Origin of the sequence: Streptomyces sp. NPDC088730, assembly GCF_044751215.1 — a bacterium.
Taxonomy (GTDB): Bacteria; Actinomycetota; Actinomycetes; order Streptomycetales; family Streptomycetaceae; genus Streptomyces.
Genome location: NZ_JBIVLK010000001.1, coordinates 829,830 through 852,697, shown reverse-complemented (window position 1 = coordinate 852,697; position 22,868 = coordinate 829,830). Strand labels below are relative to the sequence as shown.

Below are 22,868 nucleotides of genomic sequence, written 5' to 3'. Positions count from 1 at the left end.
CGGGACGGCGGCCGTGCGAGGGGCCGGCGCCCTGCTGCGGGACACCCGGCGGGCCAGGACATCCGGCGCTCCGGGACATTCGGCACTCCGGGACATTCGGCCGGCCTGATCACGTGAGCAGCCAGATGCACGCCCCGCCCAGGACGAGGAGCAGGCAGACGGCCAGGTTGGTGCGCCAGTACGTCCGGAGGATGGCGACGAACTCGCGGATCATCGCGCTGGGCCAGAAGTACGCGGCAGTGGGTGACCCGACGACGTGGCCCCTGACCCCCACCCGGCGGGCGGTCACCGCGGCGCGGAAGACGTGGTAGTTGTTCGTGACCACGACGCACCGGTAGTCGGGACGGGCCTTCTCCATGATCGATTTGCTGTACCGCAGATTCTGCTCGGTCGTCGTCGAGCGGTCCTCGCGCTCGATCAGGGCGGCCGGGAATCCGCGCTCGATCAGGTACTCGGCCATCGCGTGCGACTCGGGCAGGCTCTCGTCGGGCCCCTGACCGCCGGAGGCGAGAAGGACGGGCTGCCTGCCGTGGGCCGTCAGCCTGGTGTGCACGGCTCGGGCCCGCTCAAGTCGGCCGGCCAGCAGCGGCGACACCGTGGCCCCGTCGATGAGACCGGCACCGAGCACCACCACGTAGTCGGCCTTGCGGTGGATGTGGAGGCGGCCGTAGAGAAACGCGTAGACGACGAAGCAGACGAAGAGGAAGGCGATGTAGCCGGCCAGGGCGAGCACCGTGCCTGTGACCACCACCAGGGTGGTGTTCTCCAGGATCAGGGCGGTGATCATCAGTGCGAGCAGGGCCACCAGGGCAAGCCCTGTCAGCAGGGACAGGAGGTTGGCGGGACTCCTGCCCTCCTTGCGCACCATCGTCACGCCATTGGAGATCAGGAACCAGGACAGGATCGCGATGCCCACCGCCACGAGGAGGAAGAGCACGATGCCGATCTCCCTCCCCGCGGCCGGTTGCGACCGGGCGAGCTCGGCGAGCCAGGCGGCCGCGGCGAAGGTGAGCGAGAGTCCCAGGAGGACGGCGTTGCTGAAGCGCCGGCGCTCGCGGAGCGTGCCGACACAGAAGGCGACGAAGATCAGGACTGCCGGAACGTAGGTCACCATGCGCACATGCTAGGCGGAGGGCTGCGGGCGCCTCAGAGGAGGCCGGACCATCGGCTCCGCTCGCCGCGCATTGACATGTACAGGGCATGTTGGAATGCTGCGAGGGCGCTCTTCCATCGATGTAACGCCGCCGCCGACTGGTCCGTCACAGCGGAGGCCGACCTTGGAACGGGACCATGGAACCCACTCGCCGTCTTGCCCGCGCCTACGCCCTCGCACTGTCCGGCCTGCTCGCTGTGATCATGTCCCTGTCGTCCGCGGGGCAGGCACGGGCGGAACAGACCATCAGGGCCGCGGACCCGAGCGTGATCCGGGTCGGCAGCACCTACATATCGGTGCAGTCGGCCGGTGGTGGCGTCGCCGTGCGGCAGGCGTCCTCGACGGCCGCGCTGGCATCGGCACCCGCCCGGCAGGTGTGGTCGGACACGGCCGGTCACGGTGAGGTCTGGGCGCCGGAGATCGTCACGGACGGCGGCCGCTACTACATCTACTTCTCGGCCGGCCGCGGGGCTGCCCACCGGATGTACGTCATCAGCTCGGCGAGCCCGGACAGCGGCTACACCGGGGAGAGCCAACTGGCCCTGCCGGACGGCAGGTGGGCGATCGACGGGACCCTGTTCACCTTCGGTGGGCAGCGCTGGTTCGTCTGGTCCGGCTGGGCCGGTGACACCGACGTCGAGCAGAACCTCTACATCGCGCGCATGAGCAGTCCCACCACGCCGACCGGCGCACGCCACGTCATCTCGCAGCCTCGGGAGAGCTGGGAACGGGTGGTGGGCAACCCGTTCATCAACGAGGGCCCCGAGGCCATCAGGGACCCGAACGGGCAGTTGCACATCGTGTACTCGGCCAACGGCAGCTGGAGCGACCAGTACTGCCTGGCCGACCTGCGCCTGCGCCCCGGAGGTGATCCGGCGTACGTCTGGGACTGGTACAAGTCCAACGGCTGCCTGTTCGGCTCCAACCGGGCGACGATGATGTCCGGCTGGGACCCGACGCTGTACGTCGACGGCCCCGGCCACCACAGCTTCGTCCTGCTCAACGGCGACATCGGCACCAGCCCGCCCGCCGGCCCCCGATTCCCCTCGATGTTCCACGCGGTGCCGAAGGGGACACCGTACGCGTGGGAGAACCGTTACTGGTACACCGGCACGTTCGCCTGGTGGGGCAACACCACCTACCGCCGCGCCAATGTCCCCGGCCCGACCACCGACACGGGCTGGAGCCTCAAGTTCTTCGAGTAGGACGGGAGGCCGCGGCAGGGGCCCGCGGAACCGGACCGGACCGCAGGGTGCAGAGACTCTCAGCGACTCCCTGGGCCGGCCCAGGGACTTCGGAGGGACCTTTCCTTCCGCCCACCCCGACGCGGCAACGCCGCAGAAGTCCGGAAAGAGCCTCCGACACAGGTCAGAGGCCCGATCCGAGACAACTCCGCTGTAGCGGCAGACGAGTCGGGCTGTACGCCGGGTTCTGTCTCCCGGTCACCTCGCGGCGGCCGGGGAGACGGCCATCCATCTAGGACCGGCATTGCTGCCGGTCTCATGCGGTCTACCCGCGAACTCGGGCGGGCCGCCCTCGAACGTTCGCGCAGGGCCGCCTCGCGACGGCCCCTCTTGACCTTGCTCCGGGTGGGGTTTACCTAGCCGCCTGAGTCACCTCAGGCGCTGGTGGTCTCTTACACCACCGTTTCACCCTTACCGAGGACCGAAGTCCAAGGCGGTCTGTTTTCTGTGGCACTGTCCCGCGGGTCACCCCGGGTGGCCGTTAGCCATCACCCTGCCCTGTGGAGCCCGGACGTTCCTCGGGAGGGTCCGAAGATCCTCACGCGGCCGTCCGCCCGGCTCGTCTGCCGTGGCGCCCATGCTACCCGTCCGGGGCGGGCGGACCGTCCAGGGGAACGTCTCGGTCCCCAGATCCGCTCCCCGGTACAGGCGGGGTTCGGCGGCCTTCCCCGGTCGCTCGCCAGAACGAGACACCGGGGAATCCGGCGTCCGTGGGATGCGGGTGCTTTCCTCGATCGTGGCGCAGTGCTGCGCGCCCTTGTCAGAGGCGGACCGAGGCGGCGAAAGCCGCGATGCCCGCCGTCCACGCCGCCGCGACGTCGGCGCCCGCGGGGAAGCGGCCGTTCAGTTCCATCGACACCATCCCGTGGGCGAAGGCCCAGGCCGCGCGGGCGCGGTCCGCGTCGTCCGCGAAGGCGCGGAACAGCGGGGCCGAGGCGCGTTCCTCCAGGTCCGGGGGGAGCGGGCGGCCCGTGGTGAGGCGGTAGAGGTGGGGGTGGGCGAGGGCGTGGGTGCGGTAGGCGGTGGCCAGCGCCGGGAAGGAGCCCGGGGCGGTGGACTCGGCCGATTCGAGGGCCTCGGCCGTCTCCCGCAGCATCACGCCGGCCAGGGCGTTCACCACCGAGGACTTGTCCGGGAAGTGCTTGTAGAGCGAGGGCGCCGTGATGCCCACCCGGGCGGCGAGGCGGCGCATGGTGAGCGCCTCCGGGCCCTCCTGCTCCAGGAGCGTGCGCGCGGCGGTGACGATCTGGCCGGGGCGGTCGGTGGCGGGCGGGTCCGCGGGGTCGGTCACGCCGGTCCTTCCTTCGCACGAGGTACGGGGCACGGGCACGGGCGGGCGCGCAGCACACGGGCACCGGGCCGAAGGCGCGATCGTACGAGACGCGGGCAGGCTGCGGACGGGCAGGGGCGGCGCCGCCGGCGCATCCCGGGTGCGGGAAGGACGCGGGCGGGACTGCCCGTACGCTGGCGCGAGGGGATTTCACGGACCCGGGCGACACCGCCGGGAGCCGTGGACCGGTCCGCACCGCCGGTCGTTCCCCGTCCCGTTCGTACGAAGGAGAACCGCCGTGCTCGTGCTGTTGCCGCCCTCCGAAGGAAAGGCCGCCTCGGGGCGGGGAGCACCTCTGAAGCCGGAGTCGCTGTCGCTGCCTGGCCTGGCCGAGTCGCGGGCCGCCGTGCTGGAGGCCCTCGTGGAGCTGTCCGTGGCGGACGAGGAGAAGGCCCGCGTGGTGCTGGGGCTGAGCGAGGGCCTGCGCGGCGAGATCGCGAAGAACGTCGAGCTGCGGACGGCCGGCACCCGCCCGGCCGGGGAGATCTACACCGGGGTGCTGTACGACGCGCTGGACCTGGCGTCCCTGGACACCGCCGCCCGCCGCCGGGCCGGGAAGTCGCTGCTGGTGTTCTCCGGGCTGTGGGGCGCGGTCCGGGTGGGCGACCGGATTCCCCCGTACCGCTGCTCGATGGGGGTGAAGCTGCCGGGGCTCGGGGCTCTCGGGGCGTTCTGGCGCGCTCCGATGGCGGAGGTCATGCCGGAGGCGGCCGGGGACGGGCTGGTGCTGGATCTGCGCTCGTCCGCGTACGCGACGGCGTGGAAGCCGAAGGGCGGGGTCGCCGAGCGCACGGCGAGTGTCCGGGTGCTGCACTCCCAGCTGGTGGACGGGGTGGAGAAGCGGTCGGTGGTCAGCCACTTCAACAAGGCCACGAAGGGCCGGATGGTCCGTGATCTGCTCCGGTCGGGCGCCGCGCCGAAGGGGCCCGCGGAGCTGGTGGGCGTCCTGCGTGAGCTCGGGTACGTGGTGGAGGCGGAGGCGCCCGCGCGGGCCGGGCGGGCGTGGGAGCTCGATGTCGTGGTGACGGAGATCCACTGAACCCGCGAGCGCGTTGCAGCATACGCAACGCCCGTTGCGTGGAGTGTGGTCTTCGCGGCAGGATGAGGGCATGACCTCCTCCGTGCTGGACCTTGCCCCCGTCGTGCCCGTCGTCGTCCTGGAGGACGCCGCCGACGCGGTGCCGCTCGCCCGCGCCCTGGTCGCGGGCGGGCTCCCGGCGATCGAGGTGACGCTCCGGACCGCCGCCGCCCTGGACGCGATCAAGGCCATCGCGGCGGAGGTGCCGGACGCGGTGGTCGGCGCCGGCACGGTGATCTCGGCGCGGAACGTCTCCGACACGGTGGCCGCGGGCGCCCGGTTCCTGGTCAGCCCCGGCTGGACGGACGCCCTCCTGGACGCGATGAAGTCGTCGGGGGTGCCGTTCCTGCCGGGCGTCTCCACGACGTCCGAGGTGGTCGCGCTGCTGGAGCGCGGAGTCACCGAGATGAAGTTCTTCCCGGCGGAGGCGGCGGGCGGCACGGCCTATCTGAAGGCCCTCTCCGCCCCGCTCCCGCAGGCCCGGTTCTGCCCGACCGGCGGCATCTCGCTCGCCTCCGCACCGTCCTATCTGGCCCTGCCCAACGTCGGTTGCGTGGGCGGCAGCTGGATGGTGCCCGGTGACGCGGTGGCGGCCGGTGACTGGGCCCGGGTGGAACGGCTGGCCGCGGAGGCGGCGGCGCTGCGCGGCTGAGGCGCGCACGGCCGGGGGCGGAAAGAGGCTGAACACTTGGCGCGATTTCGCGTGCATGCTCCCCGGCAGCCGGGGCACGAGACCTTCAGGGACACGTGACCCGGACTCCGGGTGACCCGGGTTCCGGCAGGCAATCCCCCAGCCCGCCGGAACCGCCTCGGCCCCATCGGCCTCCCCCCGCCGATGGGGCCGAGTGCTGTCCGGAAGGGCTCAGGGCTCAGGGCCTTACCGCAGGTGGGACGTGTCGTTCAGCAGCCGTACGGAGGCGTTGCCGTCCGCGTAGTACGCCACGGTCGACACGGACGCCGCCGAGAGCTCCATCCGGAACAGCGACTCGGGCGGGGCGCCGAGCGCCAGCCGGACCAGGGTCTTGATGGGCGTGACGTGCGTGACCGCGAGGACCGTGCGGCCGGCGTACCGGCTGACGAGCCGGTCGCGGGCGGCGGCGACCCGGCGGGCGACCTCGGCGAAGCTCTCGCCGCCGCCGGTCGGGGCCACCTTCGCGGAGGCCAGCCAGGCGTCCATGTCGGCGCCGTACCGCTCCTTGACCTCACCGAACGTCAGGCCCTCCCAGGCGCCGAAGTCCGTCTCGCGCAGCCCGTCCTCGATCCGGACATCGAGGCCCAGCCGGGCCGCCACCGCACCGGCCGTCTCGCGGCAGCGGCGCAGCGGGGAGCAGACGATCTCCTGCACGGTGCCGCGGGCGGCGAACGCCTCGGCCGCCTGCGCGGCCTGCTCGCGGCCGGTGGCGGAGAGCTCGGGGTCGGAGCCGCCGCTGCCGGAGAACCGCTTCTCGGGGGTGAGCGCGGTCTCGCCGTGCCGCAGCAGCACGAGGGTTGCGGGCGCGCCCAGGTCGGGGGCGCCCCAGCCGGTCTGCGGGGTGACCGTGGCGGCCGGAGCGGGCCGGTTCAGCGCGGCCCTGGCCCTCGCCGCGCCGGCCGCCGCGTCGCCCGGCGGACCGGAGACCGGCGGCAGGCCCGTGGCCACCGAGGTGCGCGGGGTGTCGAGGGCGGCCGTCGAGGAGGACGGCTCCCACTGCCCGCCGCGCCTGCCGGCGTCCATCGCCTCGTTCGCGAGCCGGTCCGCGTGCTTGTTCCGCTCGCGCGGGATCCACTCGTAGGTGACGGCGGACGCCGGGAGGATCCGGGCGGCCTCGGCCGCCAGGGGCTTCATGTCCGGGTGCTTGATCTTCCAGCGGCCCGACATCTGCTCCACGACCAGCTTGGAGTCCATCCGGACGTGCACCCGTACTCCGCCGCCGTCCGGAGCGTCCGGGGCCTCCGGCACGAGGGCCTTCGCGGCCCGCAGACCGGCGATGAGGCCCTTGTACTCGGCGACGTTGTTCGTCGCGACGCCGATGTACTCGGCGGCCTCGGCCAGGGTCTCCCCCGTCGCCGGGTCGATGACGACCGCACCGTACCCGGCGGGCCCCGGGTTGCCCCGGGAGCCGCCGTCGGCCTCGATGACGAACTGGTGCGCGGGGGTCACTACAGACCCGAGTCCGCGGTGCGGACCAGGATGCGGTGGCAGTTCTCGCAGCGCAGCACCGTGTCGCGGGACGCGGCCTTCACGTCGTTGATCTCGGTGATGTTGAGCTCAAGACGGCAGCCCTCGCAGCGGCGCTGGTAGAGGCGGGCGGCGCCCACCCCGCCCTGCTGGGCGCGGAGCTTGTCGTACAGCTTGAGCAGGTCCGCGGGGACGGAGGCGGCGACGAGCTCGCGCTCCTTGGTGATCGTCGCGGTCTCCCCGTCGATCTCGTTCGTCGCGGCGTCCCGGCGGGCGGTCGCGTCGTCGACCTTCGCCTGGACGGCGGCGACCCGGTCGGTCAGCTCGGCGACCCGCTCCTGCGCGGACTCCCTGCGCTCCATGACCTCCAGGACGACGTCCTCCAGGTCGCCCTGGCGCTTGGCCAGCGAGACGATCTCGCGCTGGATGCTCTCCAGGTCCTTGGGCGAGGTGACCGTCCCGGAGTCCAGGCGCTGCTGGTCGCGGGTGGCGCGCTGGCGCACCTGGTCCACGTCCTGCTCGGCCTTGACCTGCTCGCGGGCGGTGTCGCTCTCCTCGGTCGTGGAGGCGACGAGGAGGTCGCGGAGCTGGGCGAGGTCGGTCGTGAGCGACTCGATCTCGGCGTGCTCGGGGAGGGTGTCGCGCTTGTGCGCGAGCTGGGAGAGGCGCTGGTCGAGGGCCTGGACGTCGAGGAGTCGGATCTGGTCGGCGGGCGCGGCGTTCAGTTGGGGGCTCCAGAAGAGTGGTGGGTGGTCCAGGGGTCGGTGACCTGCTTCGAGACATGGACCCGCAGGTCCCATCCGTGGCGGTCGGAAATCGCGTCGAGCTGTGCCGCGGCCTGTTCGCACCACGGCCATTCGGTGGCCCAGTGTGCGGCATCGACCAGGCCGAGCGACGAGTGCTGGACGGCCTCTGAGGCCGGGTGGTGGCGCAGGTCGGCGGTGAGGAAGGCGTCCACACCCGCCGCGCGCACCGCGTCGAAGAGGCTGTCGCCGGACCCGCCGCTCACCGCGACGGTGCGCACGAGGGCGTCCGGGTCGCCGGCCAGCCGGATGCCCTGCGCGGTGGCGGGCAGCCGGGCGGCGGCGCGGGCGGCGAACTCACCGAGGGTCTCGGGGTGGCCGAGCGTGCAGATCCGGCCGAGACCGCGACGGCCCGCGGGGTCGGCCGGGTCCGGTACGAGGGGCCGCTCGACGCGCAGGTCGAGGGCGCCGGCGAGGGCGTCGGAGACACCGGGGTCCGCGGAGTCGGCGTTGGTGTGGGCCACGTGCAGCGCGATGTCGTGCCTGATCAGCGTGTGCACGACCCGGCCCTTGAAGGTGCCGGCCGCGACCGTCGTCGTACCGCGCAGATAGAGCGGGTGGTGGGTGACGATCAGCTGGGCGCCGAGCTTCAGCGCCTCGTCCGCGATGTCCTGGACGGGGTCGACCGCGAAGAGTACCCGGTCGACCTCGGCGTCCGGATCGCCGCAGACCGTGCCGACCGCGTCCCATCCTTCGGCCCGCTCGGGCGGCCAGAGGGCGTCGAGCTCGGAGATGACTTCAGACAGACGGGGCACGGAGGAAAGGCTACCTGTCCTCCGTGCCCCGCAGTCCATGGCCGCCGCACCCCGTACGGGCGGACCGGCGACCGGTCATGAATCGTTACTTCACCAGGTCCGCGCGGAGGTCGTCACTTCACCGGGTCCGCGCAGAGGTCGTCACTTCACCAGGTCCGCGCGGAGGTCGTCGAGGACCAGGTTCGCGGCCGTGACGCCGAGGCCCAGGTACCAGGTCTCGTCGGAGACGTTCTTGGCCCGCCCCTCCTTGACCGCGGTGAGGTTCTTCCACAGCGGGTTGGACTGGGTGGTGTCGCGCTTGGTGGCCTTCGGTGCGCCGTACACACCGGTGAAGATCCAGTCGGCGTCCGCCTCGTCGATCTTCTCCGGGCTGATCTCCGCGGCCAGCTCGTTGATCTGCTGGTTCTTGGGCCGCGGCAGGCCGGCGTCGTCGAGGATCGTGCCGATGAAGGAGGCCTTGGCGTAGAGGCGGATCTTGTCCGGCAGGTAGCGGACCATCGAGATGGTCGGCTTCTTCGGGCCGACGTCCTCGCCCAGCTTCTTCGCGTTGGCCTCGTAGGCGCCCAGCTCGGACTTGGCCTTGGCGGTCTTGTCCAGCGCCGCGGCGTTGAGGAGGTAGTTCTCCTTCCAGGTGAAGCCCGGACGGATGGAGAACACGGTCGGCGCGATCTTGGACAGCTCGTCGTACTTGTCGGCCGCGCGCAGCTGGCTGCCGAGGATCAGGTCGGGCTTGAGGCCCGCGATCGCCTCAAGGTTGAGGTTGTTGATGGTGCCGACGTTCTTGGGGTTGCCCGCGTTCTTCTTCAGGTACGAGGGAATGGCCGCGTCGCCCTCGGAAGGTGCGTAGCCGACCGGCTTCACACCCAGCGAGACCACGTTGTCGAACTCGCCGACGTCGAGGACGACGACGCGCTTCGGGGCGGCCTTCAGCTCGGTCTTGCCCATGGCGTGGGTGAGGGTGCGGGGGAACGTGCCCGCCGGGGCGTCGGTCCCGTACTCCGCCGTCTTCTTCGCCGCGTCCCCGAAGTCCTTGCCGCCCGTCGCGACCGCGGCCTTCTTCTCGCCACCGGCCTCGGACTTGCCGGAGCCGCCCGACGCGCCGTCGTCGCTTCCGCAGGCCGAGAGGGACAGGGCGGCGACTACGGCCAGACCGACTGCGGCGGTGCCGCGGCGTCGAAGGGACATGACTTGCTCCAGTTGCGGGTGACACAGACAAGACTTAGGACTGCCTAACCTTAGACAGGTCCTGATCGTGCAGCACACCCACCCCCTCCTTCTCAGGTGAATACGGGCATCGCCACCCATATGTGTGAAGTGACAGGTCTCGTGTTGTTCGGCAGGAAGTGCGAAAACTAGCTTCGGTGGCCGGAGGTGACGAGCTGATGACTGCCTGTGCCATTGAGGACGGGACCGCGGCGGCGGTCGAAGCCGGCGAAGCGGTGGAGACGGTGGAGACGGTGGAACCAGGGTCCGACGAACCGAACGGGGCCGCGGAGCCCCCGGATCCGGCCGCGGCCGCGGCGCAGAACGGTGCGGAGGGGACTGCGGCGCCGAGCGGTGCGGAGGGTGCTGTGGCGGGCACGCCGCAGCGCGGTGCCCCGAACGCGGCGGCGGAAGCGGTCCGCCCTCCGGTGGCACCGGAACGGCCGACTGCTGAAACGGTCCTGCCGACACCCGCGTTCACCATCACGGCGAACGGCGCGTACGCGGCACGGCTCACGGCGGCTCGCCCCGTGGTCCCCGAAAACGAGGTCTCCGAAAACGGCGGCACGGCCTGGTTCCCGGAGCGCTGGACGCTGGACGGCCCCGAGCCGTACGCCGTACCGCTCCCCCTCAACCAGCCGGAGGACGCCGGTTCCCAGGTGCTGCCGCTGGCCGACGGGCGGGTGCTCATCCGGCGCCGGGTCGCGGACTGGCACACCCTCTCGCTGCTCTACCCGGCCGGCCCCGGCACCGGTGAACTGCTGCTGGGCGCGGTCGAGTGCGACGAGCTGTCCCTGCTGCCGCCCTCACCGGACGGCGTCAGCGCGTACGCCCTGTCCACCGGCGCGTACTCCACCGGGCTCTGGCTGGTGGCGGGCGGTGCGAACGGGCCCGAGCAGATCGCGGAGCTGCCGGGGCGCTGCTCCGGCGGGGTCTGGCTGGACCGGGCCGGCCGGCTGCTGGCCCTGGACCGGGAACCGGCGGGGGGCGGTCCGGTGAAGGCGGTCGCGGTGGACCTGGGGCGGGGCGCCGAGATGACGCCGCTGCTCCAGATCGCGCCGGGCAGCGACGACCGGCTGCTGCTCGCGGACCCGGACAGCGGCCTCCTGCTGATCCGCTCGGACGCGCCGGGGCACGACCGGCTCGGCTGGGGGGTGCTGGGCAGCTGTCTGCCGGTGCGCTTCCCGGAGTGCCTGCGGCTGCCCGACGCCGCGGTGACGCCGTTCGCCGTACAGCCGGGGCAGATGCTGATGCCGGAGAGCTGCGCGGTGGCCCTGCGGATCGACGGGGCGACGGGCAGCCGGCTGGGGGTGTGGCGGCCGGCCGGCCGGCGGCTGCACCAGCTCCCGGTGCCCGAGGGCTGGCTGGCGGGCAGCGGTGTCTGGTCCCGCGAGGGCGTACTCACCCTTCCGTACACCGACGGGGAGACGGCCTGCGCGGTGGCGCACCTGACGGCACCGGCCGACGGGGAACCGGCCGCGGGACGGGCCCCGGCCGGATCTCCGGAAAACGGTATGCAACCGTCCGGGGCCGTGGCGCCTCCTCCTGTGTGTAGGCCGGTTCCTCTGGGGCAGGCGCCACTCGTGGGGCGTACCACCATGAGCTAGACCCACCGGTCTAAAGTTGGGCCGGGGGATCACACATTCGCGCACCGCGGTTGCCGAAGGTGACCGCTTCCCGGGTGGCGGTGGCGTGATGGCCCCGGAGACAAAACGTAAGCGATCACAACGGGGTGACTTCCCACATGTCTGAAGCCCGAACCGACACGACCCAGACGCGCCCGCCGGGGGCCGGCGCGGGGCGGGCCGAAGCCGGCGGCTCCGGAAAGCACCGAGGGGGTGTGGCGCCGGACGACTCGGCAGCACCACCGCTCGGCCGCCACCGCCGCACCTCTGAAGAGGAGAGCAGGGCGGCCTGACCGCCGGAACACCAACGAGGGATACGGGGAAAGCGCACAGGGGAGGGCCCCGCAGCCGGCCGGCTGCGGGGCCCTCCCCTGTGCGCTTTCCCCGGTGCGCTTCCTCGCGGGCGGCCGGTCAGCCCCGCTTCAGGCCGAGCACCTCCGCCGCCGCGAACGTCTCGTTCGGCGGGCGGTCCGCGTAGTACGGCGAGATCAGTTCGTCCAGCTCGTCGAAGGAAAACGTCTCCTTCGCCGCGTCGAACTTCGCCGCCACCTTCGGCCGCTCCACGATCGCGACCATCCCGCCGTGCACCACCAGCAGCTGTCCGTTGACCCGGGCGGCCGCCGGGGAGGCCAGATAGCCGACGAGCGGTGAGACGTGCTCGGGTGCGAGCGCGTCCAGCCGTCCGTCCTGCGGTTCCTCGAAGCCCGCGAAGACGTCCTCCGTCATCCGGGTCCGGGCGCGCGGGCAGATGACGTTGGCGGTGACCCCGTACTTGGCCAGGGCCAGCGCGGTGGAGGTGGTCAGCCCGACGATGCCGCCCTTGGCCGCCGCGTAGTTGGGCTGGCCCGCGGAACCGGCCAGGAACGCCTCGGAGGAGGTGTTGACGATCCGGCCGTAGACCGGCCCGCCGGCCGCCTTGGACCTGGACCGCCAGTGCGCGGCGGCGAAATGCGTGGTGTTGAAGTGGCCCTTGAGGTGGACCCGGATGACCGAGTCCCACTCGTCCTCGGTCATCGAGAAGATCATCCGGTCGCGCAGGATGCCCGCGTTGTTGACCAGGATGTCGAGCTGTCCGTACGTCTCGACGGCCAGCTCGACCAGGGCGCGGGCCTGCTCGTGGCCGGACACGTCACCGAGGTGCGCGACCGCCCGCCCGCCGGCCGCCCGGATCTCCTGCGCCACCTGCTCGGCAGGGGCGGCGGACGCCTCGCCCGAGCCGTCGCGGCCCGGCTGCCCGTAGTCGTTGACGACGACGGCCGCGCCGAGCCGCGCCAGTTCCAGTGCTTCGGCGCGTCCGAGGCCGCGACCGGCGCCGGTGACGATCGCGGACAGTCCGTCCAGGGGAAGTGACATCGGATCTCGGGGTCCTCTCGGGAGGGGGCGGGGCGGTAGGCCGGTGGCTCAGAGCTCGATGCAGGTACGCAGCGACTCGCCGGTCCGCATCTGGTCGAGCGCGTCGTTGATGCCGTCGAGCCGCACCCGGTGGGTGATCATCGATTCGAGGTCGATGCGGCCGGCCCGCCAGAGCGCGATGGCCCGCTCGTACGACCGGAGCACGTCCCCTCCCCCGTACATGGAGGGCAGGATGCGCTTCTCGTCGAAGAACAGCTCGAACATGTTGACCTGGAAGTTGTCGTCCATGGCGCCCGCGCCGACGACGCAGAGGGTGCCGCCGCGCCGGGTGTTCTCGTACGCGGTGCGGGCGGTGACCGACTTGCCGACGACCTCGAAGACGTAGTCGAAGCCCTCGCCCGCGGTGATCCGCTGCTTGGCGTCGCCGAACTCGTCGGGCGAGACCGCCTCCGTCGCGCCGAACCGCAGCGCCGCCTCGCGCCGGGAGGCCACCGGGTCCACGGCGACGATCTGGGCGGCGCCCTGCACCCTGGCGCCCTGGATCGCGGAGATGCCGACCCCGCCGCAGCCGATCACGGCCACCGACGAACCGGCCTCCACCTGCGCGGTGTTGATGGCGGCGCCGAGTCCGGTGGTGACGCCGCAGCCGATCAGGGCGGCGATCTCGAACGGCACGTCGTCGGGGATCGGCACCGCGCAGTCCGCGCTGACGACGACCTCCTCGGTGAAGGTGCCGGTGCCCGCGAAGCCGAAGACGTCACCGCCGGGGCGCTTGAAGTTGGGGGTGCCCGCGTTCATGAATCCGGCCAGGCACAGGTGCGTCTGGCCGCGCTTGCAGGACGCGCAGGCGCCGCAGGCGGGCAGCCAGCAGACGAGTACCCGGTCCCCGGCGCTGAGCCCGGTCACCCCGTCACCGACGTCGAGCACCTCGCCGGCGCCCTCGTGGCCGGGGACGAAGGGGGCGGGCTGCGGCAGCACCCCGTTCATCGCGGACAGGTCGGAGTGGCACAGCCCGGTGGCCCGGATGCGGAGCCTGACCTTGCCGGGCCCGAAGCCCACCGCCTCGACGTCGTCGAGGACTTCGAGTTTGTCCTGGCCGGTCTCGTGCAGTACGGCTGCGCGCATGGTGCGGCTCCCCTCGGGGTCGGTACGTGCGGGTACGTGCGGTGCCTGCGGTAGGTGCGGTGCCTGCCGTTGGTGCGGTAGGTGCGGTACGTGCTTCAGGAGTGCTCGACGAGCGTGTCCGCGAGGACCGGTGCGTCGTCGCGTTCGGCGGCGGTCACCTGCACCTGGACCCGGCCGTCACCGGCCCACATCCGGATGCGGAGGGTCTCGCCCGGGAAGACGATCCCGGCGAACCGGGTGCTGTAGGAGCTGATGCGGGACACCTCGCCGTCCAGCAGGGTGTCGGCCACCGCCTTGAGCGTCATCCCGTAGGTGCAGAGCCCGTGCAGGATCGGCCGCTCGAAGCCGGCCAGCTTGGCGAACTCCGGGTCGGCGTGCAGCGGGTTCCAGTCCCCGGAGAGCCGGTAGAGCAGCGCCTGATCGGCCCGGACCGGCCGCTCCACCACCCGGTCCGGCTCGCGCTCCGGAGTGGCGAGCCGCTGCGAGGGGCCGCGCTCGCCGCCGAATCCGCCCTCGCCGCGCACGAAGATCTGTGCGTCGTTGGTCCACAGCGGGCCGTCGTCGTCGGCGGCCTCGGTACGCAGGACGAGGACGGCCGCCTTGCCCTTGTCGTACACGGCGGCGACCTTCGAGGTCTGAACGGCCTTTCCCTGCACCGGGATCGGCCGGTGCAGGCGTACGGACTGGCCGCCGTGCAGCACGGCGGCCAGGTCGACGTCGATCCCGGGCGCCGCGAGACCTCCGGCCATCGCGAGACCGGCGCCCGCGACGGTGGCGAAGCTCGGCAGTACGTGCAGCCGGGACTCCAGCGTGTAGCGCAGCTCGTCCGGGTCGGTCGCGTCGTCCGGCCTGCCTGGGGCCGTACCCGCTCCGAGGCCCAGGTGGTAGAGCTGGACGTCCTTGTGGTCCCAGCTGATCGGGGTCGAGCGGGGTTCGGCGGCAACCGCCTCTGCGGCATCAATGGGCATGGGAGAGCTGCTCCTTGATGGTGGGAAGACCTCGGCGCGGCCTTCCGCACCGTCGGCCGCACCGAGGTCGTGCGGGACCGGAAGCCGCGTCCGTTCTAGAACGCGTTCTAGCCGGTGGCCCTATGTATAACGCAGCTCCCAGCAGTTGTGAAGACCACTGACGCGCCGTCAGATCACCTTGTCCCGAAGCGATCCGGCCGGTCGGATCGCACCGGAGAGCCTCGTCCGCCCTTTCCGTCCGGCCGGCCGATGACATTTGTCATCACGGAGTCCGTACATGCGCCTCTGCCGGGGCCGCACCCCGGCTCCGTAGCGTCATGTCCATGAAATCAACAACGGGGAACGGGACCGCGGTGGTCTTCACCGGGGCGGTCAAGACCTTCGGCCGGGGCGAGGAGCGTGTACGGGCCGTGGACGGGATCGGGCTGACCGTCGAGCGGGGCGAGACGGTCGCACTGCTCGGCCGCAACGGCGCCGGGAAGTCCACCGCCATCAGCCTGCTGCTCGGCCTGGACGAGCCGGACTCCGGCAGCGTGCGGGTCCTGGGCCGCACCCCGGACCAGGCGGTCCGGGCCGGTCTGATCGGCGCGATGCTCCAGGAGGGCCGGCCCATCCCCCGAGTGACCGTCCGCGAGCTGACCGCCTTCGTCGCCTCCACCTACCCGCGCCCGATGCCGCTCGGTGAGGCACTGGACCTGGCGGGCGTCGCGGAGTACGCGAACCGGCGCATCGACAAGCTCTCCGGCGGCCAGCTCCAGCGCGTCCGGTTCGCCGTCGCACTGGCCGGAAACCCGGAACTCATCGTCCTGGACGAGCCGACCGCGGCCCTGGACGTGGAGGCCCGGCGCGGCTTCTGGGACTCCATGAGGGCCTACGCCAGGCGCGGCAACACGGTGGTCTTCTCCACCCACTACCTGGAGGAGGCCGACGAGAACGCCGACCGGATCGTCGTCATCGACCGGGGCCGGATCGTCGCCGACGGCAGCGCCGATTCCATCAAGGAGGCGGCCGGACTGCACCTGGTCTCGTTCGACCTGGCGGGCGGGTCCACCGAGGGCCTCGATCTGCTGCCCGGCGTGGCCACCGTCGAGGTGACCGGGGACCGGGCGCTGCTGCGCACGGCCGACTCGGACGCCACCGTCGTGGAGCTGGCCCGGCTGGGCCTGATCCGGAGCCTCCAGGTCTCCCCCGCCACGCTGGAGACCGCCTTCCTCTCCCTCACCGCACCGGCCGCAGCCGTTCCGGCGGACCAGAACCAGAAGGAGACCGTCTGATGTTCCAGTACATCCTGCTCGAAATCCGCCGGACCCTGCGCGACGGCTTCTTCCTGCTCTTCGGTTCCGGAATGCCGGTGATGATGTACCTGCTCTTCACCAACATCGGCGGTGGGGGCGAAGGCGACTGGAAGACCGGCTCCATGGTCGGCATGGCCGCGTACGGGGCGCTCGGCTCCGCGATGGCGATCGGTACGGGGGTCTCGTCCGACAAGTCGCTCGGCTGGCTCCAGCAGTTGCGGGTCACTCCGCTCTCCCCCTCGCAGGCGGTCGTGGGCCGTGCGATCAGCGGCTCGGTGACAGTGCTTCCGACGATCCTGACGGTGCTGCTGGCGGGCCGGCTGGTCAACGGGGTCGAGCTGGAGGCCTGGCAGTGGGGCGCACTGGTCCTGCTGCTGTGGATCGGCGCGCTGCCCTTCACCCTGCTCGGTCTCGGCAACGGCTACCGGCTGACCCCGCAGGGCACCGGCGTCGTCAACGTCGCCTGCCTGATGGGCTTCGCGATCGTCGGCGGACTGTGGTTCCCGCTGGAGCTGCTCCCCGACTGGCTCAGCTCCATCGGCGGGTTCACCCCCGCCAACCGGTTCGCCGAACTGGGCTGGGCCGCGACCGAGGGCCACGCGCCCGGCGCCACGACCATCGGCGTACTCGCCGGGTGGCTGCTGCTGTTCGGCGGGTACGCCGTGGTCTCGTACCGTCGGTCCGCGAGGACCGTGTGACGGGAGTGAACATGTTCGGGAACGGATCGGAAGCGCGCGAGGCCCGGCGCAGGCGGCGTGCGGAGCGACGGGAGTGGCGCAGGGAGCACCGTCGTCCGGGCCCTCCCGGACCCTACGTCCTGCTGCCCTGGCTGCTGCTCGGCCTGGGCGCCTTCTCCAATCTGTTCCAGGGTGAGAGCCCCAACCCCTGGGTCGGCGGCATCGGTCTCTTCACCTTCAACTCCCTCTACATCTCCGTGGTGTTCAGGGGATTCGACAAAAGGGCACGCGAGAGCCGCCTGACGTACGTGCTGCTGGCCGCGCTGACCGCCGTCACGCTGGGGCTCGCGGCCGGGTACGGCGGCAGCTGGCTGCTGTTCTTCCCGCTGCTCTCGCTGGCCTGCGGGACGGTCCTGCGCAAGGGCTGGCTGGCGGTCGGTCTGCTCGTGCTCGCCGTGACCGCGTGCGTGATCTCGGTCTGGCGCGAGGACAGCACCGGGACCCCGTGGACGCTGGCGTACGGCACCTTCATCTCCGGTGCGGTGACGGCCGCGCTGCTCACCCTGTCGGAGACGGTGATGGAGCTGCGCTCCACCCGGCAGGAACTGGCCCGCAGCGCTGTGGAGAGGGAGCGGCTGCGCTTCTCCCGCGATCTGCACGATCTGCTGGGCCACACGATCTCGGTGATCGTCGTCAAGTCGGAGGCCGCGCGCAGGCTCGCACCGCACGACATGGACCAGGCGCTCCAGCAGGTCGCCGACATCGAGTCGGTGGGCAGGCAGGCGCTCACCGAGATCCGTGAAGCGGTCACCGGCTACCGCGAGGGCAGCCTGGCCACCGAGCTGGACCGGGCCAGGTCCGCGCTGATCGCCGCGGGCATCGAACCCACGGTCCGCCGCTCCGGCCCCCCGCTCCCGCCGCAGGCCGAGGCGCTGCTGGGCTGGGTGACACGGGAGGCCGTCACCAACGTCCTGCGCCACTCCACCGCCACCACCTGCGCCTTCGTGATCGACGGCACCCCGGACCGGGTCCGCCTGACGGTCACCGACGACGGCCGCACCACGGCGGCGGCGCCCACCCCGGGCATCGGCGGCACCGGGCTGAAGGGCCTCACCGAACGCCTGGCGGCGGCGGGCGGCTCCCTGGAGGCGGGACGGGGGCCGGGCGGCGGCTTCGTGGTGACGGCGGAGCTTCCGACGGACGAGCCGGGCGGGGACGGCGAGAACGGCGGCACGGGTCCCGCCCCGGCCCCGGGCGCGTAGACGGGGTCGGGGCGGGGCCTGTCTTCATCCGGTCGGCCTTCATCCGGTCGGCCCGATGGTGCGCGGGAAGCCTTCTGCTTCTAGGTGGTGACGGGCAGTCGCCTACGGGACAGCCGGCCGACTCCCCAGGCGATGGCGAGGACTGCGATGACCATGGCGGCACCGATCGGTGAACCTGCGGCTGTCGTGGCCCAGGGTGCGCCGGCCACCAGGATCGCGAGGATGTGCCGGGGACGGACCCCCGGGGCCGCGGTGCGGATGGCGATCAGCAGCATGACGGGACCGAGTTGCTGAATCATTCCGAGGAAGAAGTCGCCGTCGCCCGAGAGTGCCGCGTAAAGGGAAGGCAGCCAGGTGATGACGGCGTAGGCCGAGGCCAGCCGGCGGTCGATTCTTCCTGGTACGACCGCTGCGGGCATCACCACCACCAGAGCCAGTAGCGGGATCAGCCAGGCGGAGCCCTGGGCCCCGGCGAGCAGCGCCACGAGGGACAGCGCCCCCAGTACCCGGGACATCGACCAGCGTCCCAGACAGGCCAAGGCTCCGGCCGCCAGCACGGTCACGTACACCGCCGCGCCGAGGAGATCCATACCGGCCGTGCTCCCGCCACGCACGGCGTCCGCTACGGCGGTGGTCAGCCCGGCGGCGGCGATCGACCCGGCGGCCGCCAGGGCGTACGGGGTTGCGGCCACCAGGAAGCGGCCGGCCCGATGACTGGAGCCGGTGTGCGTCCTCACGCGCAACGCATGCGCCGCGATGTCCAGTTGCTCCAGACGGCGGGCAGCCGCTGAGGCTCCCTCGCCGGCATCCCGGTACATCTGGAGGATCTCGGCACCGTGGCTTGCCCGGTATCGGCGCGGGTAGAGAGACAGGACGCGGGAGGAGTGCCGGGCGTCGGTCATGCGGGGGCTCCGGTCGGCTCGATGGTGGCTTGCTTGAGGCGTCGGGTGGCCTCGCGGGCGGTGGCAGTGATGCGCCGGACTTCTGCGGCGAGGGTGTCTCGCCCGGCGCGGGTGAGGGCGTACGTGCGCCGGAGCCGCCCCTCGACCCGCTCCTCCGAGAAGACCTCGATCAGACCTTCTTCCTGGAGGCGTTCGAGAGACCCGTAGAGCGTCCCGGTACGCAGCCGCACGCGGCCCTGAGAAATCGTCAGCACCTCCTGAGCCAGTCCGTAGCCGTGTCGGGGCCTGTCGGCCAGAGCCGTGAGGATGAGCAGGGTGGGTTCCTGCATGGATCTACTGCGATCAGCCATGCGAGCGACCATAGTACGTTCACCGGACTATTGAACAGCGGTTGACGAGCACTGATTCCATCAGGAAGCGGGTGGCAGACGGTCGCGTGGGGCCGGGAAGACCACGGCCGCCGCCTGGCCGGAGCGACATCACAGGTACCCCGAGAGTCCGCACGGTGATCCGAACGAGACCGCCTGGACACGAACCGGAACCAGGCGCCCGGCGCCGGGGAGTAGGTCGCACGGCCGATGCCGGTCCCGGTGTAGCACCTGCGACGGACCCGGTCCGCACCTCGCGTAGCCCCTGCGACGGCCGCCCGGCTCGTCAGCGCAGGTGACGACCCGGATCACCGCCGCCGCCTAGCGTGCTGAAGGTATGCGGAGCCCTCCGACGGCTTTCGTTCGGGGGCTCCGCTCGCCTCCCCTTCACGCTTCACGCCGAGCCGGAGCTTCGCCATGCCTAGAACAACACTCGCGGCCGGTCCGGCGGCCCTCAGCCTCTTACTCGGGCTGTGGGGGATCACCCGCGAGGACAGCATGTGGCGCGACGAGGCGGCGACGTGGCAGGTGGCCCACCGGAGCATCCCGGAGATGTGGCACCTGCTGGACACGGCCGAGGTCGTCCACGGCCTCTACTACCTGTTCGCGCACGGCATCTTCGCCGCCTTCGGGGACAGCCTCCTCGCCCTGCGGCTGCCCTCCGTCCTGGCCATGGCGGGGGCCGCCGCCGTGATCACCCTGCTGGGCGCCCGCTTGGCCGACCCGTGTACGGGGCTGGCCGCGGGCCTGGCATTCTCCTTGATCCCCGCAGTGCAGCAGTACGCGCAGGAGGGACGCTCGTACGCCCTGGTCACAGCCTGTGCGGCGCTGGCCTGCCTGCTGCTGGCCGAGGCGATCGGCACGACCGGCAGGCGTGGTACGGCCCTCTGGGCGGCGTACGGCGCGACCGTGCTGCTGGCCGCGCTGCTCAACTGGTTCTCGCTCCTGCTGCTGCCCGCACACGCCGTGACGCTGGCCCTGACCCGCGCGCCCCGCGCGACCGCCTTGCGCTGGGGAGCCGCCTCCTCCGGCGCCGTGCTCGGCACACTCCCCCTCATCGTGGCGAGCAAGTCCCAGACGGGGCAGGTCGCCTGGATACCCCCGGTCCGCCCGAGCACCCTGCTGGGCCTCCTGCTGACCCTCCTCGCGGGCACCCTCTGCGCCTGGCTCGCCCGGCCGGGGAAGGCCCCCGGCGCGCCCCGCCGTGACCGGGCCGCGCTCACGGCGGTGGCCGCGCCCCTGCTGGCAGTACCCCAACTCCTGCTGCTGGCCGCCTCGCTGGCTCAACCGGTCTACCTCACCCGCTACGTCCTGTTCAGCTACCTCGGGCTCGCCCTGCTCATCGGCGCGGCGATTCGCGGACTCGCGCCCCGTCTGCGCACACCCCCGCGTCGGCTGATCGTCGCGGTCACGGCCCTCGCCTTCCTCGGACTGCTCCCCGTCCAGCTGTCACTGCGCGCCCCGGCCGGCCGGATCGACGACGTACTCGCCACGGCCGAGACCGTCGCCACGGTCCGCGAGGCAGGCGACGGCGTGCTGTACATACCTGCGGCACGCCGTGACACCGCCCTCGTGTCGCCCACGGCGTTCACCGGGCTCAGGGATCTGGCACTGGCCCGGGACCCGCTGGAATCCGGCACCATGAACGGCGTGGAGGGCACCCCGGCGCAGATAGCGGCGGCGATGCTGACCGTGGGCCGCATCCTGGTCGTCAGCGACGACGGTGCGCCGTCCGCCCACACGGATCGCGACCGCACCAAATGGCGGATGCTCAGGGAGCGCTTCGTCGGCTGCTCCGAGGTCAGCGAACACGGCCGCCGCGTCACGGTGTACCGGCCCCGGGTGAAGCGGGGCCGGTGGCAGCCCGGCTGGTCACAGCGCCGCCCCGCCGTGCGGGACACGTTGGGGCGGCGCCGGATGGCTTGCTCAGGCGGTGCGGAGGTCTCCGGTCTTGACGCCCGCCACGAAGGCCGTGAACGCGTGGGCGGGGATGTCCAGGACCGGGCCGCGCGGATCCTTGGAGTCACGGACGGGAACGATGCCGGTAGCGGACGCCTGTGCTGGCGCCCACTCCACACAGGAGCCACCATTGTTGCTGTAGGAGGACTTGAACCAGCGAGGGGATTCGGTCGTCACGGGGTGCCCTTTCACCGTTCCAACATGGACGCCAAAGAGGCGGTGTACGCCTGCCGAGCGGTCAGATGGCGCCGAACTCTGCGTCCTTGATGCCCGTCACGAACGAGGTGAACGCGTGGGTCGGGATCTCCAGAACCGGGCCGCGCAGATCCTTGGAGTCACGGACGGGTACCACGCCGCGCGAGACGGCAAGGTTGGCTGCGATCTCGACGCACTGGCCACCGTTGCTGCTGTAGGAGGACTTGAACCAGCGGGGGGATTCGGTCGTCACGGGGTGCCCTTTCACCGTTGCAACGTGGACGCCAAAGAGGCGGTGTACGCCTACCGGGCGGTCAGGCGGCGCCCAACTCTCCCGCCTTGATACCCGCGACGAACGAGGTGAACGCGTGGGCGGGGATGTCCAGGACGGGGCTGCTCAGATCCTTGGAGTCGCGGACGGGGACGACGCCGGTAGTGGCTGCGTGAGTCGGAGCCCACTCGACACAGGAACCACCGTTGTTGCTGTAGGAGGACTTGAACCACAGAGCGGAGAGAGAATCATTCTTCACGGGGTGCCCTTTCGTACCTCGTTGATCATGGCCACGGACGCCGTCTGGGAAAGCGATTCGGCCTGCTGCTGATGGTAGGCCCTCACCAGTGGCAAGACTGAGTTGAGTTCGCGGTCCAGGTACCCCTGGGTCTGCGACTCAACGTAGGAGATTACGGACCGGTCCTGGAGGGTCAGCAGATTCACCAAGCGATCGAAGGTCCGACGCTCTCCAAGGTCGAAGGGGGCGAGTTGAAGCATGGTGTTCGGCTGCTCGGCAAAGTCGATCAGGCGCTGCAACTGCGCGTCCATAACAGCTGGCCCACCGACCGGCCGAAGGATGCAACTCTCATCCAGCACGGCGATCACCAACGGCGGCACCGGGCGAACTAACGCCGCCTGCCGCTCCATGAGGAACGAGACTCGTTCCTCTGCCTGCTCACGCGTGATGACTCCCCGCCTGACAGAGCTTCCAGCAAGGGCCTGCGCGTACTCTCGCGTCTGCAGTGGACCGGGAATCACGCCGCACTCAAACAGTCTGATCTCTGCTGCTCGCCCCTCGTACCCCACATACTCCGGGAACCCCTCCAGGAGACTTCCGTTCCGTAGGCCTCCCCACGCGCGTTCGAACGATTCGGCGGTCCCGGCGAGCCCGAGGGCAACATCGACGCTGCGTGAAAATTTGCGGCTCGGCGGTTTGTTGTCAGTTTCGACGCCTGAGATGTGCCGTCCCGAGTAGCCCATCAGCACGCCAAGCTCGTCCTGTTTCAGACCACGTGCCTCCCGTGCCTTGCGCAGACGTGCACCGAACGCTGCCCGGGGGCTTCGGCTCGGGTTCAGCTCCTTGATGTTTACCAACGTTCCCTCCGTTTTCAGAACATTGAATACGGCCTGACCGTAGGCCACG

General features: G+C 71.4%; 22 protein-coding genes and 1 other RNA gene. 7 read left to right on the top strand and 16 right to left on the bottom strand.

Annotation, left to right across the window (positions count from 1 at the left end; genetic code table 11):
* Nucleotides 1–109 precede the first annotated feature (109 nt).
* Nucleotides 110–1,114 (bottom strand): YdcF family protein, encoded by a 1,005-nt coding sequence (locus ACIP89_RS03875; RefSeq protein WP_401921143.1) that lies wholly within the window; start codon nt 1,112–1,114, stop codon nt 110–112.
* A 176-nt stretch (nt 1,115–1,290) separates the two neighbouring features.
* Between ACIP89_RS03875 and ACIP89_RS03870 the strand changes: the two genes are divergently transcribed.
* Nucleotides 1,291–2,358, top strand: coding sequence for a glycoside hydrolase family 43 protein (locus tag ACIP89_RS03870; protein WP_402112851.1), 1,068 nt, complete (start codon nt 1,291–1,293; stop codon nt 2,356–2,358).
* Between the two features lie 199 nt (nt 2,359–2,557).
* Here the strand turns inward: ACIP89_RS03870 and rnpB are convergent.
* Both rnpB and ACIP89_RS03860 read right to left on the bottom strand, forming a co-directional pair.
* An RNA gene (rnpB, locus tag ACIP89_RS03865) (RNase P RNA component class A) lies at nt 2,558–2,959 on the bottom strand.
* A 198-nt stretch (nt 2,960–3,157) separates the two neighbouring features.
* Nucleotides 3,158–3,688 carry a TetR/AcrR family transcriptional regulator gene (locus ACIP89_RS03860; RefSeq protein WP_402112848.1) on the bottom strand — a complete coding sequence of 177 codons (531 nt, stop codon included), beginning with the start codon at nt 3,686–3,688 and terminating at the stop codon, nt 3,158–3,160.
* A 277-nt stretch (nt 3,689–3,965) separates the two neighbouring features.
* Between ACIP89_RS03860 and yaaA the strand changes: the two genes are divergently transcribed.
* Nucleotides 3,966–4,766 (top strand): peroxide stress protein YaaA, encoded by an 801-nt coding sequence (gene yaaA / locus ACIP89_RS03855; RefSeq protein ID WP_401921147.1) that lies wholly within the window; start codon nt 3,966–3,968, stop codon nt 4,764–4,766.
* Between the two features lie 70 nt (nt 4,767–4,836).
* Nucleotides 4,837–5,457: a bifunctional 4-hydroxy-2-oxoglutarate aldolase/2-dehydro-3-deoxy-phosphogluconate aldolase gene (eda, locus tag ACIP89_RS03850; RefSeq protein ID WP_401921148.1), complete on the top strand. Its 621-nt coding sequence runs from the start codon at nt 4,837–4,839 to the stop codon at nt 5,455–5,457.
* 225 nt (nt 5,458–5,682) lie between these two features.
* On the opposite strand, the gene ACIP89_RS03845 is transcribed toward eda, so the two are convergent.
* From ACIP89_RS03845 to ACIP89_RS03830, 4 genes are all read right to left on the bottom strand, one after another.
* Entirely contained in the window at nt 5,683–6,945 is a 1,263-nt protein-coding gene (locus ACIP89_RS03845) for a bifunctional RNase H/acid phosphatase (protein ID WP_402112845.1), read from the bottom strand.
* Nucleotides 6,945–7,688 (bottom strand): zinc ribbon domain-containing protein, encoded by a 744-nt coding sequence (locus ACIP89_RS03840; protein ID WP_401922310.1) that lies wholly within the window; start codon nt 7,686–7,688, stop codon nt 6,945–6,947. The genes ACIP89_RS03845 and ACIP89_RS03840 overlap by 1 nt, the downstream gene beginning before the upstream one ends.
* A complete protein-coding gene (locus tag ACIP89_RS03835; RefSeq protein ID WP_401921151.1) occupies nt 7,685–8,521 on the bottom strand; it encodes a Nif3-like dinuclear metal center hexameric protein in 837 nt (278 codons plus the stop codon). The genes ACIP89_RS03840 and ACIP89_RS03835 overlap by 4 nt, the downstream gene beginning before the upstream one ends.
* 141 nt (nt 8,522–8,662) lie before the next feature.
* Nucleotides 8,663–9,706, bottom strand: a complete 1,044-nt coding sequence (locus tag ACIP89_RS03830) for an ABC transporter substrate-binding protein (RefSeq protein ID WP_401921152.1) — start codon at nt 9,704–9,706, stop codon at nt 8,663–8,665.
* A 197-nt stretch (nt 9,707–9,903) separates the two neighbouring features.
* Here ACIP89_RS03830 and ACIP89_RS03825 point away from each other — a divergent pair, with 197 nt between their 5' ends.
* Nucleotides 9,904–11,331 (top strand): hypothetical protein, encoded by a 1,428-nt coding sequence (locus ACIP89_RS03825; RefSeq protein ID WP_402112843.1) that lies wholly within the window; start codon nt 9,904–9,906, stop codon nt 11,329–11,331.
* Nucleotides 11,332–11,760: 429 nt separating this feature from the next.
* On the opposite strand, the gene ACIP89_RS03820 is transcribed toward ACIP89_RS03825, so the two are convergent.
* The 3 genes from ACIP89_RS03820 to ACIP89_RS03810 form a co-directional block, all read right to left on the bottom strand.
* Nucleotides 11,761–12,702: a 3-oxoacyl-ACP reductase gene (locus ACIP89_RS03820; RefSeq protein ID WP_401921155.1), complete on the bottom strand. Its 942-nt coding sequence runs from the start codon at nt 12,700–12,702 to the stop codon at nt 11,761–11,763.
* Between the two features lie 48 nt (nt 12,703–12,750).
* The gene (locus ACIP89_RS03815) at nt 12,751–13,827 is read right to left on the bottom strand and encodes a Zn-dependent alcohol dehydrogenase (RefSeq protein ID WP_401921157.1); all 1,077 of its coding nucleotides are present in this window, start codon (nt 13,825–13,827) and stop codon (nt 12,751–12,753) included.
* A gap of 95 nt (nt 13,828–13,922) precedes the next feature.
* Nucleotides 13,923–14,795: a MaoC/PaaZ C-terminal domain-containing protein gene (locus ACIP89_RS03810; protein ID WP_402112840.1), complete on the bottom strand. Its 873-nt coding sequence runs from the start codon at nt 14,793–14,795 to the stop codon at nt 13,923–13,925.
* A gap of 323 nt (nt 14,796–15,118) precedes the next feature.
* Here ACIP89_RS03810 and ACIP89_RS03805 point away from each other — a divergent pair, with 323 nt between their 5' ends.
* The 3 genes from ACIP89_RS03805 to ACIP89_RS03795 are packed head-to-tail and all read left to right on the top strand — an operon-like array spanning nt 15,119 to nt 18,029.
* Nucleotides 15,119–16,069, top strand: coding sequence for an ABC transporter ATP-binding protein (locus ACIP89_RS03805; protein WP_401921160.1), 951 nt, complete (start codon nt 15,119–15,121; stop codon nt 16,067–16,069).
* Nucleotides 16,069–16,788 (top strand): ABC transporter permease, encoded by a 720-nt coding sequence (locus ACIP89_RS03800; RefSeq protein ID WP_402112837.1) that lies wholly within the window; start codon nt 16,069–16,071, stop codon nt 16,786–16,788. Before ACIP89_RS03805 ends, ACIP89_RS03800 begins: the two co-directional genes overlap by 1 nt.
* An 11-nt stretch (nt 16,789–16,799) precedes the next feature.
* Nucleotides 16,800–18,029, top strand: coding sequence for a sensor histidine kinase (locus ACIP89_RS03795; protein WP_402112834.1), 1,230 nt, complete (start codon nt 16,800–16,802; stop codon nt 18,027–18,029).
* Nucleotides 18,030–18,109: 80 nt separating this feature from the next.
* On the opposite strand, the gene ACIP89_RS03790 is transcribed toward ACIP89_RS03795, so the two are convergent.
* The 6 genes from ACIP89_RS03790 to ACIP89_RS03765 all read right to left on the bottom strand — a co-directional run bounded on the left by ACIP89_RS03790 (nt 18,110) and on the right by ACIP89_RS03765 (nt 22,819).
* Nucleotides 18,110–18,931, bottom strand: coding sequence for a hypothetical protein (locus ACIP89_RS03790; protein ID WP_402112833.1), 822 nt, complete (start codon nt 18,929–18,931; stop codon nt 18,110–18,112).
* Nucleotides 18,928–19,281: a PadR family transcriptional regulator gene (locus tag ACIP89_RS03785; protein WP_401921165.1), complete on the bottom strand. Its 354-nt coding sequence runs from the start codon at nt 19,279–19,281 to the stop codon at nt 18,928–18,930. Before ACIP89_RS03785 ends, ACIP89_RS03790 begins: the two co-directional genes overlap by 4 nt.
* Nucleotides 19,282–21,225: 1,944 nt before the next feature.
* Nucleotides 21,226–21,435, bottom strand: a complete 210-nt coding sequence (locus ACIP89_RS03780) for a DUF397 domain-containing protein (RefSeq protein ID WP_402113485.1) — start codon at nt 21,433–21,435, stop codon at nt 21,226–21,228.
* 61 nt (nt 21,436–21,496) lie between these two features.
* Entirely contained in the window at nt 21,497–21,706 is a 210-nt protein-coding gene (locus ACIP89_RS03775) for a DUF397 domain-containing protein (RefSeq protein ID WP_402112830.1), read from the bottom strand.
* 61 nt (nt 21,707–21,767) lie between these two features.
* Entirely contained in the window at nt 21,768–21,983 is a 216-nt protein-coding gene (locus ACIP89_RS03770) for a DUF397 domain-containing protein (RefSeq protein WP_402112828.1), read from the bottom strand.
* Complete coding sequence (locus tag ACIP89_RS03765; protein ID WP_402113482.1) at nt 21,980–22,819, bottom strand: helix-turn-helix domain-containing protein; 840 nt, start codon at nt 22,817–22,819, stop codon at nt 21,980–21,982. Before ACIP89_RS03765 ends, ACIP89_RS03770 begins: the two co-directional genes overlap by 4 nt.
* Nucleotides 22,820–22,868 lie beyond the last annotated feature (49 nt).